The sequence below is a fragment of the Polaribacter sp. R77954 genome (assembly GCF_044595335.1).
GTDB lineage: Bacteria > Bacteroidota > Bacteroidia > Flavobacteriales > Flavobacteriaceae > Polaribacter.
In genome coordinates this window covers 2,065,689-2,080,721 of record NZ_CP138992.1, presented here as the reverse complement: position 1 = coordinate 2,080,721, position 15,033 = coordinate 2,065,689, and the positions used below count along the sequence as shown (strand labels likewise).

Genomic DNA, 15,033 nt, shown 5'->3' with positions numbered 1-15,033 from the left:
AAATAAATAGGATTATGTCAGAACATCATCATAAAGAAACGTTTGTAACAAAATATATTTTTAGTCAAGACCATAAAATGATTTCGAAACAATTCTTGGTAACAGGAATGTTTATGGGGATTATCGCAGTCTTAATGTCTATGCTGTTTAGATTACAGTTGGCATGGCCAGAGAAATCGTTTTCAATAATTGAAGCATTTCTAGGTCCTCATCAATCAGATGGAATAATGAGCCCTGATATTTACCTAGCATTAGTTACAATTCATGGTACTATAATGGTATTTTTTGTGTTGACTGCTGGTTTAAGTGGTACATTTTCAAATCTACTTATTCCATTGCAAATTGGTGCAAGAGATATGGCATCTGGTTTTTTGAATATGGTATCTTACTGGTTATTCTTTTTATCAAGTATAATTATGGTAATATCATTATTCGTAGAAGCTGGTCCTGCCTCTGCTGGATGGACAGTTTATCCACCATTAAGTGCATTACCACAAGCAATACCAGGATCAGGTTCAGGAATGACCCTTTGGTTAGTTGCTATGGCTATATTTATTGCATCATCTTTAATAGGAGCCTTAAATTACATAGTAACTGTATTAAATTTAAGAACTAAAGGAATGAAAATGACAAGATTGCCTTTAACAATATGGGCTTTCTTTATCACAGCTGTTATTGGTGTGGTTTCATTTCCAGTTTTACTATCTGCAGCGCTATTATTAGTCTTTGACAGAAGTTTTGGAACATCATTTTATCTTTCTGATATATTTATTTCAGGAGAAGTATTGCATTACCAAGGAGGTTCACCGGTTTTATATGAACACTTATTTTGGTTCTTAGGTCACCCTGAGGTGTATATTGTACTTTTACCAGCATTGGGTATTACCTCAGAAATTATATCAACTAATTCAAGAAAACCTATTTTTGGATACAGAGCAATGGTTATGTCTATTATGGCGATTGCGTTTTTATCTACGATAGTTTGGGGTCACCACATGTTTGTTTCAGGGATGAATCCATTCTTGGGTTCTGTATTTACATTTACTACTTTGTTAATTGCAATTCCGTCAGCTGTAAAGGCTTTTAATTACGTTACTACATTATGGAAAGGTAATTTGCAATTGAATCCTGCTATGTTATTTTCCATTGGATTAGTTTCTACTTTTGTTACAGGAGGTTTAACAGGATTAGTATTAGGAGATTCTGCATTAGATATAGCAATACATGATACCTACTTTGTTGTTGCACATTTCCACTTAGTGATGGGTGTTTCTGCAATATTTGGTATGTATGCAGGAATTTATCATTGGTTCCCAAAGATGTATGGAAGAATGATGAATAAAAAATTAGGGTATTGGCATTTTTGGAGTACAATAGTATGTGCTTATGGAGTATTCTGGCCTATGCACTTTATTGGTTTAGCTGGTTTACCTAGAAGATACTACTCTAACACAGCATTTCCAATGTTTGATGATTTAGCTGATATAAATGTTGTAATTACAATATTCGCATTGGTAGGGGGATTAGCACAGATTATCTTTTTAGCAAATTTCTTTATCTCAATATACAGAGGGAAGAAAGCTACGCAAAATCCTTGGAATTCAAATACAATGGAATGGACGACACCTGTTGAGCATGTTCATGGTAATTGGCCAGGTAAAATTCCAGAGGTTCATAGATGGGCTTACGATTATAGTAAACGTGTAGATCCTAATGATGATGATAGTGATTATTTACACGGACAAGATTTTGTATTACAAACAACACCACTTTTAGATGGAGAAGAACCATCTTAAATAAACTATTAATTTATTAAAGCCTTTCCAATTTTGGAAAGGCTTTTTTGTTTGTAACAAAACTTACAAAATGCTATTTCAAATAATATTATCTTTGTAAATATGAATGAAAACTTGAATCCTGAAAACACGAATTTATCAAATGAGGAATTAGATGTAGAAAAAAAATTACGTCCACTTTCTTTTGAAGATTTTACAGGTCAAGACCAAGCTCTAGAAAATTTAAAAATTTTCGTAGAGGCTGCTAATCAAAGAAGAGAAGCTTTAGATCATACATTATTTCATGGTCCTCCAGGATTAGGTAAAACTACTTTAGCACATATTTTAGCGAATGAATTACAAGTAGGCATCAAGGTTACTTCTGGTCCTGTTTTAGACAAACCAGGTGATTTGGCAGGTTTATTAACAAACTTAGACGAAAGAGATGTTTTATTTATCGATGAAATTCATAGATTAAGTCCAATAGTTGAAGAATACTTGTATTCTGCTATGGAAGATTATAAGATAGATATTATGATTGAATCTGGTCCAAATGCTAGGACTGTTCAAATCAATTTAGAACCATTCACTTTGATAGGGGCAACAACTCGATCTGGATTGTTAACTGCGCCAATGAGAGCTCGTTTTGGAATTAGTAGCAGACTACATTATTATTCCACAGAATTGTTGACAACTATTATTCAAAGAAGTTCACATATTCTTGGTGTGCCAATTTCAATGGAAGCTGCCATAGAAATTGCGGGTAGAAGTAGGGGAACACCAAGAATTGCCAATGCTTTACTTCGTAGAGTAAGAGATTTTGCGCAAATAAAAGGAGATGGTACAATTACCATAGAAATTGCAAAATATGCCTTAAAAGCTTTAAATGTAGATGCCCATGGTTTGGATGAAATGGACAATAAAATTTTAGAAACTATTATTGACAAATTTAAAGGAGGCCCAGTAGGGATAAGTACAATTGCAACAGCAGTTTCTGAAAATACAGAAACAATTGAAGAAGTTTATGAACCTTTTTTAATTCAACAGGGTTTTATAATGCGAACACCTAGAGGAAGAGAAGTTACAGAATTAGCTTACAAGCATTTAGGTAGAACAAAATCTAGAAATCAAGGAGAATTGTTTTAAACCTTTTACAAGTATTCACACAATAAGATGCAAAAGGGTATATGAATATAAAAAAAGTAATACCAATTTTAGAATGGTTACCCAACTACAATTTATCGCTTTTTAAAGGCGATTTAGTGGCAGGTATAACTGTTGGTATTATTTTAATTCCTCAAGGTATAGCCTACGCACTTATTGCAGGTTTACCCCCAATTTATGGTTTGTATTGTGCACTAATGCCACAAGTAATGTATGCCATATTTGGTTCATCAAGACAAGTAGCCATTGGCCCAGTAGCAATGGATTCACTAATTGTTGCAACAGGAGTTTCAACTTTAGCGTTGGCAGGTTCAGAAAGCTACATCAGTATTGCTATTTTGTTAGCGCTTATGGTAGGCGCTATACAATTTGTTTTAGGTATTTTTAGTTTAGGATTTATTGTAAATTTTCTATCAAAACCTGTAATAACAGGATTTACATCTGCAGTAGCACTAATTATCGGGCTAAATCAATTCCGAAATTTATTTGGCGTAGATTTTATTCAAAGTGATCAACTTCAATACGTTATTGAAGATATTTGGTTAAGAATAGTAAATTTTAATCTGCATACAACAATTATAGGCCTCCTATCAGTCGCAACAATTATCTTTTTTAGAAGAATAAATAAGAAGATACCAAACGCTTTAATTGTTGTTATTATTGGTATTCTAATTATGAAGTATTTTGGACAATCTTTTAATGATGTATCTATAGTAAAAGATATACCATCAGGTTTGCCTGCCTTTGGCATTCCAGACTTTGATTTAGATCAAATTAAAGAATTATTACCAATAGCTTTAACTCTGGTAATGGTTGGCTATTTAGAAACCATTTCCATTGGTAAATCATTAGAGGCCAAACAAGATGAATATAGAATTAGACCTAATCAAGAACTTATAGCTTTAGGATTAAGTAATATGGCAGGTTCTTTTTTTAAAGCATATCCATCAACTTCTAGTTTTTCTAGATCAGCAATCAATCAAGAAAGTGGAGGAAAAACAGGTATGGCAGCTTTAATTTCTGTTATTATGGTAATTATCACCTTATTATTTTTAACTCCTTTATTTTATCATTTACCAAAAACAGTTTTAGCAGCAATTATTATTGTGGCGGTTTTTAATTTGATAAATATCAAGGAAGGTAAATTTTTATGGAATGCAAACAAATTAGATTTTTGGTTGATGATTTCTACTTTTCTAGCCACACTATTGTTAGGTATAGAATTCGGAATTGTAGTAGGTGTTGGTTTGTCACTCATTGTGTTAATCTATAGAACCTCAAGACCTTATATTGCAGAGTTAGGTAAAGTACCAGATTCAAATTTTTACAGGAATAAAAACCGCTTTGAAGAAGTAATTATAGAAGATGATATTTTAGTGTTTCGATTTGATGCGCAATTGTTTTATGCCAATGCAAGTTATTTTAGAGATAATTTAGACGAAATGGCATCAAAAAAAGGCAAAGCACTAAAATTGATTGTTTTAGATGCAGAAAGCATTAATAGAGTAGATAGTACAGGTTTAGAAATGCTTAAAGAACGAATTAAGTTCTATAAAAAAAGAGGAGTAACATTTTATTTTGCAGGTGTAAAAGGCCCAGTTAGAGACGATTTATTTAGAAGTGGTATTTTACAAATCATAGAGATCAATCACTTTTTTATGAGGGCAAATCAAGCTGTAAAGTATTATAAAACAGGAGACAGGAAACATCAAGAAAAGTATGCAAAATACATTCATCAAGCATACAGATAAAAATATAAATGAACAGCAATCATTTTAACAGCATAGATTAAAAAATAGTTTTAAAGTTATTAAATTTTTTATTATGATTATACAACAAATATATACTGGCTGCTTAGCACAAGGAGCCTATTACATAGAAAGTAAAGGAGAAGTAGCTATTATTGATCCGCTTAGAGAAGTGCAAGATTATATCAACAGAGCAGAAAAGAATGGCGCAACTATTAAATATATTTTTGAAACCCATTTTCATGCAGATTTTGTAAGTGGTCATGTAACATTGGCTGAAAAAACAGGAGCAAAAATTGTATATGGTCCATCAGCAAAAACAAATTTCGATGCAGTTATTGCTCAAGATAATCAGGTTTTTGAACTCGGTGAAATTACAATAACAGTATTACATACCCCTGGACATACAATGGAAAGTAGCTGTTTTTTGTTAAAGGATGAAAACGGAAAAGAGCATGCTTTATTTAGTGGCGATACTTTATTTTTGGGTGATGTTGGTAGACCAGATTTGGCACAGAAAGGAGATATCACAGAAAGAGATTTAGCAGGTTTTTTGTTTGATAGTTTACGAACTAAAGTAATGACACTACCAAATGATGTTATTGTATATCCTGCACATGGAGCAGGTTCTGCTTGTGGTAAAAACTTAAGTAAAGAAACTGTAGGCACAATTGGTAATCAAAAAGAAACCAATTATGCTTTAAGAGCAGATATGACAAAAGAAGAATTTATTAACGAAGTTACAGAAGGGTTATTACCACCACCTGCATACTTTCCTTTAAACGTTAAATTAAACAAAGAAGGCTATAAAGATATAGATGATGTTATTAAAACATCAGCAAAACCTTTATCTGTTAAAGAGTTTGAATTGGTTGCAAATACTACAGATGCTATTGTTTTAGATGTTCGTCATCAAACAGAATTTGTAAAAGGCTTTATTCCACAATCAATTTTTATTGGGGTAGATGGTGGTTTTGCGCCTTGGGTTGGTGCGTTAATTAAAGATATTAAACAACCTATTTTATTGGTTTCTCCAATTGGCAAAGAAGAAGAAGTGATTACACGTTTATCTAGAGTTGGTTTTGACAACGTATTAGGGTATTTAGAGGGTAGTTTTTCTTCTTGGCAAAATGCAGGCAAAGAAATTGATGCTCTAGTTTCTATTGCTGCAGCTGATTTAGAAAATAAAATTAAGGAAAATGCCATTGTTTTTGATGTTAGAAAACCTGGTGAGTACACAAGCGAACATGTAAAAATAGCAGAAAGTACACCATTAGATTTTTTAAATGATCATATAGCAGAGTTTCCTAAAAAGGATAATTTTTACGTGCATTGTGCTGGAGGTTACAGATCTGTAATTGCTGCTTCTATTTTAAAATCAAGAGGCTATCATAATGTTATTGATGTTGCTGGTGGTTATGCAGCCATTAGAAATACCAATATAGAAAGAACAGAGGCAGTTTGTCCATCAACTTTAAAAAAATAAACAATGAGGTCAATTTTTTGTATATTGTTGATGTTCTTGGGTTTTACAAGTTGTAGTTCTCAAAATAATGTAAAATCAATAACTACAGTTGAATTGAAAGCGCTACTAAAAAATGAACAGATTCAACTACTAGATGTTAGAAGCCCAAAAGAAATTGAGCAAGGTTTTATAAAAACGGCAAAGTTTGCCAACTATTTTGATCATGACTTTTTTAAACAAGCATCTAAACAATTAGATAAAAATAAAGCAGTTTATTTATATTGTAGAAGTGGTAGAAGAAGTAGCTCATCTGCAAAAATATTACAAGAAAAAGGATACAACGTCTATAATGTTTTAGGCGGATATAATCAATGGAAAAAAGAAAACTAGAAATTATGAAGACAGACATACAAATAGAAAATTTAAAATGTGGTGGTTGTGCTGCCACAATTAAAAAAGGAATTTTAGGTTTAACAGGGGTAAATGAAGTAGAGATTGATGTAGATAAATCTATCGTTTCAATTGTTACAGAAAATGAAAATTTAGAAGAAATTAAATCTAAATTATCAAAATTAGGTTATCCAGAAGTAGGTGATAAGAATACTGTAGTACATAAAGCAAAATCTTTTGTAAGTTGTGCTGTTGGTAGGCTAGACGCTTAATAGTGCACTTTAAATTGTTAAAGAGGATAAAAATTTGCATCTGCAGGTTTTCATCCTCTTTTTTTGTAATTTTGACACATGAAAAAAATCTTAGTTATTGTTATTTTTGTATGTAGTATATCTAATGCGCAGCAAAAAATTCCTTTTATTGATTATGATGAAATTCAGCCTAAAATAGAGCAGGCAGCAGCACAAAAAGAGTATGCAAAAGCATTGTTTTTAGCAAATAAAATCAATAAAAACGATTCCATTTATTTTTCGGTTTTAAGCTCAAAATCATATTATTTATTGCAATTAAAAAAGTTTGAGGAAACAATAAAAGTGGCAGACCAAGGTATTAGAGCCAATCATACTAGCCCAAAAGTATTTTTTTATATGAATAAAGCTGTTGCTTTAACAAACCTAAAAAAATACGACGAGGCCTTAACAACTTATAATAAGGCAATTAAAACATATCCTAAAAACTATATGTTATGGTTTAATAAAGGTGAAGTTTTAGAAAAACAAAATAAGATTCATGAAGCTTTAATATCTTATAAAGAGGCTATTTTACTAAATCCGTTATTTAACAAGCCACATCTTAAAATTGGGAATATTTTTTACAACCAACAAAAGTTTACCCAAGCTTTAATGGCATTTAATATGTATTTATTATTAAATACTAATGGTATAGATTCTTTTGACGCAATTAAAGAAATCAATAACAAAGCTGCTTTATTAAGCCCTTTTAAAGCAAATAATAAATTAAAATTAGTTGATGCTGAAGTTGATTTTAAAGCAATTGATTCTATATTAAAAAGCAAGGCATCTATAAAATTGAGTTATAAAACAGGTAACGAAATTGAGTTGGCATTGGTGAATCAAAATCATATCATGATGCAAAACCTAAAAGATTTTTCAAATGATGATGGATTTTGGAGTCAGAAATATATCACTTTTTACAAATGGATTATAGACAACAATTATTTTAATGATTTTATATATACCATGTTGTTTGCTACACAAAATCAACAGCATAAAAAAGTTATAGAAAATAATTCTGATAAAATAGCTCTTTTTTCTGAACTATATAAAGAAAAATGGCAAGCCGTTATTTCAAAAAATACAGTTGATTTTAATGGAAAAAAACAACAAGTTTATTACGAATATATTGGCGGTTTTTTAAGTGCCATTGGCAAAAAAGAAAATAATACGGTAATTGGTGTTTGGAATTTTTATGACGAATATGGTAAACTAGCTGCAAAAGGCGGTTTTGATGAAAATCAAAAGAAAACTGGCAAGTGGTTTTGGTTCAATCATTTAGGTGATGTTAAAGAAATGGCCAATTATAAGCAGGGTGCTTTAAATGGTAAAAATATCATGTATTATGATAATGGTAAAATCAATATCAGTCTTTCTTTTAAAGATAATAATATTGATGGTAAATATGAGTTTTATACCAGTAATGGAGCATTATCGCAGCGTAAATATTACAAAGATGGTCTTTTAGACGGTATGTTTAAATCGTATTTTAAAGTCGGTGAAGACTTGTTAGAGTTTAAAATTCCTTATGAAAAAGATAGAATTGAAGGCGAAGCTATTGAGTATTATGCCAATGGTAGTGTGTATTCAAAATCAGATTATGTCAATGGTGTTTTAAGTGGCAAGAAAACAATTTATTATCCCAATAACAAAATTTCTTCGGTAACTGAATATTTTAATAGTGCCAGAAATGGCGTGTATAAATCATTTCATCCCAATGGTCAGTTATATGAAGATGGTAAAAGTGTAAAAGCTTTTTATGATGGTGCTTGGCAAATGTTTTACGCTAATGGTGTGTTGCAAAGTGAGTTTTATTATAAAAAAGGAAAACTAAATAACATCTACATTGCTAATGATACTGATGGTAAACCTCATTATGATTATTTTTATGAAAATGGAGAAATTACAGCATATACTTATTATAATAAACAAGGTGCAGTATTAGATAAAGGTAGTAAAAAAGATACGCTGTTAAACTATAAGAGTTACTCTCCTCAAGGGGTGTTAACTTCTGTAGGAGTCAATAATAATTCAGGTTTAAAAACAGGTTTTTGGAAATTTTATTCTGATAATGGCGTTCTAAAAGGCGAGTGTAATTTTATTGAAAATACCAAAAATGGCGATTATGTAAGGTATCATAATAACGGAAATATAGCCTCTATAACCCCTTATAAATTTGATGTTTTAAATGGCTATTATGCTGCTTATTATAAAAATAAACAACTAAGTGCACAAGGTTGGTACAAAAACGGATATCAGTTTGGTGAGTGGAGATATTATTATAAAGATGGTACAATACAATCCATCAATTTTTTTAATAGAGGTGAGTTACATGGTAAACAACAGTATTTTGATGTAAAAGGAAAATTGAGCAATACCACTAATTTGGAATATGGAAATTTAATATCCGAAGAAAATTTTGACGGAAAAGAAAAATCAATAAACCGAATTAAATATGCCTCAGACCAAAAAATAAATCCAATTACTTTATACCATACTAATGGAAAAACAAAAGCTATAATTACCTATACAAATGAAGTAAAACACGGGTTATATACAGCGTATTATTTTAATGGAAATAAAAAAGTTGTAGGCTCTTATAATAATGGAGCACAAAATGGAGATTGGACCTGGTTTTTTGAAACTGGTGAACTAGAAAGTAAGGCCTCTTTTGTAAACGGAAACTTAAATGGTAAAGAGGAAACCTTTTATAAAAATGGTCAATTGGCTTCTGTAACATGGTATAGAAATGGCAATAAAATAGACAAAAGTATAAGCTATTTTGAAGATGGTATAGTACAAACTGAAACCGAATATTTTAATGGCCAGCAACATGGTAGAAAAGTATTTTATGACCCTACAGGAAAACTACAATTGGTGCGTTTTTACAACTATGGTAGATTAATTGGGTTTAGTTATAAGGATAAAAATGGAGTTGAATTGCCCATGATTACCTTAAAAAATGAAACTGGAAAAATCAAAGCTTTTTACAGTAATGGTAAACCTTCTAAAACTATGGAGTATAAGAATGGCGATTTAGTGAATACTTATAAATCCTATTTTTTTAACGGTTTTTTGCAAGATGAATTTACCTATAAAGATGATGATATTGTAGGAGTAAGAAAGGAGTATTTTATCAATGGTAAATTAAAAAAAGAACAGGCTTTTGAAAATGGCGAAAGAAATGGTAAAAATATACGCTATTACAAAAACGGAAATAAGAAAGAAGTAAGTACCTATGTCAATGACGTTTTACATGGCACCTCTTTTTTTTATGATGAAACAGGAAAATTGATTACAAAGAAGATATATACAAATGGAACTATAATGAGCTTGGGTAACTTATAATTCTTTTCAATATTATAAAACTACTTAATTGTTATCGTATTTTTAAGTACGATTAAATTTCGTTACCAAAAGATTTAGAAAGTTTTTTACAGGTACATTTAAGCCTATTCTGTAAAGAAATAAATTGAATGAAGGGTTTGGTGCAATGAATCATTTTTAGCTTTAAATCAGGTCTAAATACTACTTAAAACGCATTTATATTTGGTTTTTACATTGTTCATGTAAAAAGTTGGCACCTAATTTTAAAAACTAGTTGTTTACACGAAATAAATCTTAAGTTTTAATTACAATAGCACAGATAGTTTATCCTTTGGTGTTGATTTTTATAGGCTAGATTAGTAATAAAAATACAGAATAAACTATCTATTGTGTTTGTACTACTAATCTATCCATTTATGTAAAACTCTAAATAATTCTTTTTTCATTACTGGTTTTGTAAGATAATCTTTACAACCAATTTCAAAACATTTTTCTTTTTCATCGTGCATTGCATATGCACTTTGCATAATTATTATAGCATTTGGGTTAAGTTCTAGAATTTTTTTTGTGACTTCAAATCCGTTCATTTCTGGCATTCTAATATCCATTAAAACAATATCTATATTTTTATTTTTAATATATTCTTCAACAGCCAATTTTCCATTAGGTGCAAATATTGTATTAGCTTTAGTGTCTTTTAAAAACTTGGTATACATTAGTTTTACAATAATATCATCTTCTGCTAATAAAATAGTTTTGCCTTTTAGAAAAGAATAGTTGTCTTCAGTAAGAATTTTTTCTTCTTTAGGCTTAGGTAAACTGGCTTTTTCTATAGTTTTATTAGGTATCGTAAACTTAAAAGTAGTGCCTTTATGTAAGGTAGAGGCTACAGTAATTTTACCTCCTAGGTTCTTAATAATACCTTTACTAATAGATAAACCAAGACCAGTACCACCATATTTTACACTATCACTATAATTTACTTGTTTAAATCGGTCAAAAATTTCATCTAACTTATCATTTGGTATTCCAATGCCTTCGTCTTTTACAAAAAATTCTAGTTCTTCATTTTTAATTTTAAAGCCAAATAATATTTCTCCTTTTTCAGAGAACTTTAAAGAGTTGTTTAAAAGGTTTGTGATTACTTGTCTTAACCTTAAAGGGTCTGTTAAAATATTTAAATTTTTAACCTCTTGTGGTATATAAGATTTTATTGAGATATGAGTTTTTTTCTTAGCTATTTTTAATTGATTAAAATTTACTTCTATATTTTTAATCAATTCAATAATATCACAGTTTTTAGGAGAAATATTTAATTCATTTGCTTCTATTTTAGCTACATCAATAATATCATCAATTAAACTTAAAAGTTGTTTAGAGTTTCCATCTATAATATCTAAATATTGTATCTTTTCTTGCGCTGTAATATTTTCATCTCTCAATAATTCAGAAAAACCAATAACACCACTTATTGGTGTTCTAATTTCATGGCTCATGTTAGCTAAGAAATAGTTTTTATGAATGTTCGCAAATTCTGCTTTTTGCCTAGCTATTAAAAGTTTTTTTTCAATAGTTTTATACTCAGTAATATCTTGTGATGCACCTCTAAGGCCAATGGTTTGTCCTTGTGCATCTTTTACGGTTTCACCCCTTGCCCAAAGCCATCCTTTTACTTGGTTTTCAAGTATAATTTCTAATGTTATTTCATAGGGATTACCTGTTTTTTCTGTTTCTTTAAGCACATAGTTTAATTCTATCCAACTTTTTTTGCTAAAAAAACTTTCTTGATCCTTAAAACTTGGTGGTTCTAAATTAGGGTCTAATCTAAATGTTTTATACAATTCTTCTGTCCATGTTACTTTACCTGTTTTTAAATCTAGGTACCAACTACCAACATGTGTTATATTTTGTATTCTTTTAAGTTCTTTTTCGTTATTAGATAATAGTTCTTCTTTTTTCTTTAAATCTGTTACATCTGCAAACGTTGCAGCAAATTCACCTTTTTTAGGAGAAAATACCCTTACAATATAATGTTTGTCTAATTTAGGTGAGTAACTTTCTATTTTTTGTTCAAAACCTGTTTGAGCAGTATAACCATAAATATCTAACCAATCTATAGTATCATTTTTAATATCAGGATAAACTTTACTAAAAGGTCTACCAATAATTTCTTCTTTAGATAAATTAATTTGTTTTTCAAAAGATGTGTTGATAGAAATATACTCCCAATCTATAGGCTTATCATTTTTGTCTGTAATAATTTTAGCGTAAGAAAAACCTTCATTTAAGTTATGAAATAAATTTTGATACCTTAACTCTGTGTTGGCAAGTTCTATTTCTGTTACTTTTAGGGGTGTAATATCTACAAACGTTATAATTATTCCATCAATTTTTTTATCAACAGTAATAAAAGGGCCAATTCTTTTTAAATAATAATTACCATCATTATCAACAATTTCTTTTTCAATAGGAGTTAATGTTTTTAAAACTTTTTTGGAATCATTGATAATAGATAGCCTAATTTTTTCATTAAAATTAGAAGCAAAACTACCAATTGCCCTACCAATATCTGTTTCTTTTAAGTTAAAGTGTTTTTGAATTGCTGGTGTATATTTTCTAATGTATAGTTCTCTGTCTAAGAAAAGGGTGCCAATATCTGTATTATCTAGAAGATTGGTAACATCATTATTTAAATTAGTTAACTGTTTGTTTTTTTCTTGTAATTCTGAATTAACAGTATACAATTCTTCATTTACAGATTGTAATTCTTCATTAGTACTTTGTAGTTCTTCATTAGAAGCCATTAGTTCTTCATTAGAAGATTGTAACTCTTCGTTACTTGTTTCTAATTCTTCAACAACATTTTGAAGTTCTGTTTTAGTAGATTTTAATTCGTCTTCAATTTCTTCAATTCTTTGCTTAGATACTTTATCAATAGGGATGTTTTCTATGATAACTTGGTCATTTGTTTCTTTTTCTTCTCCAAATTGTAAAATATAAATATCATTCAACTCATCTTCAGAGACCTTGTGTAAATGTAAATCAAAAGAGTAATTTCCGTTTTTAGTTTTGCTTAAAACGTCTTTAACAATAATATCTTTTTTTTCTTCTTCTAGTCTGTTTATACCACTTCTAATAATTGTTGATAGCTCATTATCTACTACTTTTAAAAGATTGTTTTCAAATAAGCCTTCTGAGTGATTTAATCTTATGCCTGCATCTCCTTTAATATAAATAATATTGTAGTTTTTGTCAAAAAAGATAGATGAAGGACTGTATTTTTTACTTAAATATTTATGAAAAACATTTTCAGGATTTTCCTTAAATCTATACACAGGTGGATTTGACACTTGTTGTGGAGGATTGTTGTATAAGATAGAAGGAACCCTACCTGATGGGCTATTTTGTATGGGAATATGTTTGGTATCTGATATGTTTTGATAAATTTTCCATTTTGTATCAATTGTTTTAAAAAATCTAGAAACTTCACCCAAAGATTCGCTATTTCCTAAAAATAGATATCCAAATTTATTTAATGCAAATTGAAAGTTATACATTACTTTTTTCTGCACTTTGTTGTCTAAATAAATAAGTAGATTTCTACAAGAAATCAAATCCATTCTAATAAATGGAGGTGATTTTATTAGATTATGACTAGAGAAAACAATTTTTTCTCTTATTCTTTTTATAATTCTTAGTTTATCGCCAATCCTAGTAAAGTATTTATCTAAGTATACCTTATCTAACTCGTTTATTACATTTATATGAAATGCCCCTGCACTTGCAGCTGTAATTGCTCTTGGATCTATATCTGATGCAAATATCTTAAAATTGATGTTTAATTTTGAAGAGCGTATATGACTATCTAGTAGCATTGCAATAGAATATACTTCTTCTCCAGAAGAGCAACCAGGTACCCAAACACGTATCGTTTCAGAATTTTTTTTCCCAGCACAAATGGTAGGAATCACCTCATCTTGTAAAGTTTGAAAAGCTTCTGAATCTCTAAAAAAACGGGTAACACCAATTAAAAAATCTTGTTTTAAAGACTCTTTTTCCTTATCATTATTTTTTAAAAATACAAGATAATTGTATAGCTCATCAATATTATTGATGTTCATACGTTTTTCTAATCTTCTTAAAAGTGTGTTTTTTTTATATTCTCTAAAATCAATATCAGAATATTTATGAACTTCTTGTAATATTTTATTAATTAGTACCTCATTAGAATCCTGTATGGGAAAATCTGGATCTATAATTAAAGGTGGGTTTAGTAAAGTGTTGAATCTTTTAGCAATCTCTTTCGGATTCAAAATAAAATCTACCAAACCTGTTGCAATAGATGAGTTTGGCATACCATCAAACTGAGCAGTTATTGGATCTTGAACAAAAATAACACCCCCATTTTCTTTAATAGTTTTTATACCTCTAGATCCATCAGAACCTGTACCAGATAAAATAACACCTATCGATTTTTCATAATATTCTTCCCCTAAGGTGTGGAAAAAAATATCTATTGGTAAATTTAAGTTATGTTTAGGCCCCTTATCTAACAAGTATAATTCTCTACCTTTAATGTGTAAATTTTTATTACGTTGATTTAGGTATATACAGTTAGGTTGAATGGTTAATTTATCTTCAGCAGTAAAAATTTTCATTTTGGTATGCTTTGCCAATAATTCTGGCATAAGACTTATAAAATCTGGTGATAGATGCTGAATAACAACAAAAGCCATTCCTGTATCTTCAGGGATATTGTCAAAAACTTGTTGAATTGCGTCTAACCCTCCTGCAGATGCACCAATTGCAACGACATATAATTCTTGCTTTTTCATGAAAATGAAAATTATGGGTTCGTTACAAAAATAATG

At 29.8% G+C, this 15,033-nt stretch carries 8 protein-coding genes; 7 read left to right on the top strand and 1 reads right to left on the bottom strand.

The genetic code is table 11. The features are described 5' to 3' along the window. Positions 1-14 precede the first annotated feature (14 nt). The 7 genes from SJY27_RS08920 (at position 15) to SJY27_RS08890 (ending at position 10,183) form a co-directional block, all read left to right on the top strand. A complete protein-coding gene (locus SJY27_RS08920; RefSeq protein ID WP_397444475.1) occupies positions 15-1,796 on the top strand; it encodes a cbb3-type cytochrome c oxidase subunit I in 1,782 nt (593 codons plus the stop codon). 102 nt (positions 1,797-1,898) lie between these two features. After that, complete coding sequence (gene ruvB, locus SJY27_RS08915; RefSeq protein WP_397444474.1) at positions 1,899-2,921, top strand: Holliday junction branch migration DNA helicase RuvB; 1,023 nt, start codon at positions 1,899-1,901, stop codon at positions 2,919-2,921. Positions 2,922-2,962: 41 nt separating this feature from the next. After that, complete coding sequence (locus tag SJY27_RS08910; RefSeq protein ID WP_397444472.1) at positions 2,963-4,690, top strand: SulP family inorganic anion transporter; 1,728 nt, start codon at positions 2,963-2,965, stop codon at positions 4,688-4,690. A gap of 73 nt (positions 4,691-4,763) precedes the next feature. Then, entirely contained in the window at positions 4,764-6,173 is a 1,410-nt protein-coding gene (locus SJY27_RS08905) for a rhodanese-like domain-containing protein (protein WP_397444471.1), read from the top strand. 3 nt (positions 6,174-6,176) lie between these two features. After that, positions 6,177-6,542, top strand: a complete 366-nt coding sequence (locus SJY27_RS08900; RefSeq protein WP_397444470.1) for a rhodanese-like domain-containing protein — start codon at positions 6,177-6,179, stop codon at positions 6,540-6,542. A gap of 5 nt (positions 6,543-6,547) precedes the next feature. After that, on the top strand, positions 6,548-6,814 hold the full coding sequence (locus SJY27_RS08895) for a heavy-metal-associated domain-containing protein (protein WP_397444469.1): 267 nt from the start codon (positions 6,548-6,550) through the stop codon (positions 6,812-6,814). A gap of 78 nt (positions 6,815-6,892) precedes the next feature. Continuing rightward, positions 6,893-10,183 carry a tetratricopeptide repeat protein gene (locus SJY27_RS08890; RefSeq protein WP_397444468.1) on the top strand — a complete coding sequence of 1,097 codons (3,291 nt, stop codon included), beginning with the start codon at positions 6,893-6,895 and terminating at the stop codon, positions 10,181-10,183. 380 nt (positions 10,184-10,563) lie between these two features. Here SJY27_RS08890 and SJY27_RS08885 read toward each other — a convergent pair whose 3' ends face one another. Beyond that, positions 10,564-14,997 carry a chemotaxis protein CheB gene (locus SJY27_RS08885; protein WP_397444467.1) on the bottom strand — a complete coding sequence of 1,478 codons (4,434 nt, stop codon included), beginning with the start codon at positions 14,995-14,997 and terminating at the stop codon, positions 10,564-10,566. Between the last annotated feature and the right edge of the window lie 36 nt (positions 14,998-15,033).

What these genes read in the sequence shown, in the direction of transcription:
- SJY27_RS08920 (WP_397444475.1), top strand. Translation starts at nt 15, where the DNA reads ATGTCAGAACATCATCATAAAGAAACGTTTGTAACAAAATATATTTTT.
- ruvB (WP_397444474.1), top strand. Translation starts at nt 1,899, where the DNA reads ATGAATGAAAACTTGAATCCTGAAAACACGAATTTATCAAATGAGGAA.
- SJY27_RS08910 (WP_397444472.1), top strand. Translation starts at nt 2,963, where the DNA reads ATGAATATAAAAAAAGTAATACCAATTTTAGAATGGTTACCCAACTAC.
- SJY27_RS08905 (WP_397444471.1), top strand. Translation starts at nt 4,764, where the DNA reads ATGATTATACAACAAATATATACTGGCTGCTTAGCACAAGGAGCCTAT.
- SJY27_RS08900 (WP_397444470.1), top strand. Translation starts at nt 6,177, where the DNA reads ATGAGGTCAATTTTTTGTATATTGTTGATGTTCTTGGGTTTTACAAGT.
- SJY27_RS08895 (WP_397444469.1), top strand. Translation starts at nt 6,548, where the DNA reads ATGAAGACAGACATACAAATAGAAAATTTAAAATGTGGTGGTTGTGCT.
- SJY27_RS08890 (WP_397444468.1), top strand. Translation starts at nt 6,893, where the DNA reads ATGAAAAAAATCTTAGTTATTGTTATTTTTGTATGTAGTATATCTAAT.
- SJY27_RS08885 (WP_397444467.1), bottom strand. Translation starts at nt 14,997, where the DNA reads ATGAAAAAGCAAGAATTATATGTCGTTGCAATTGGTGCATCTGCAGGA.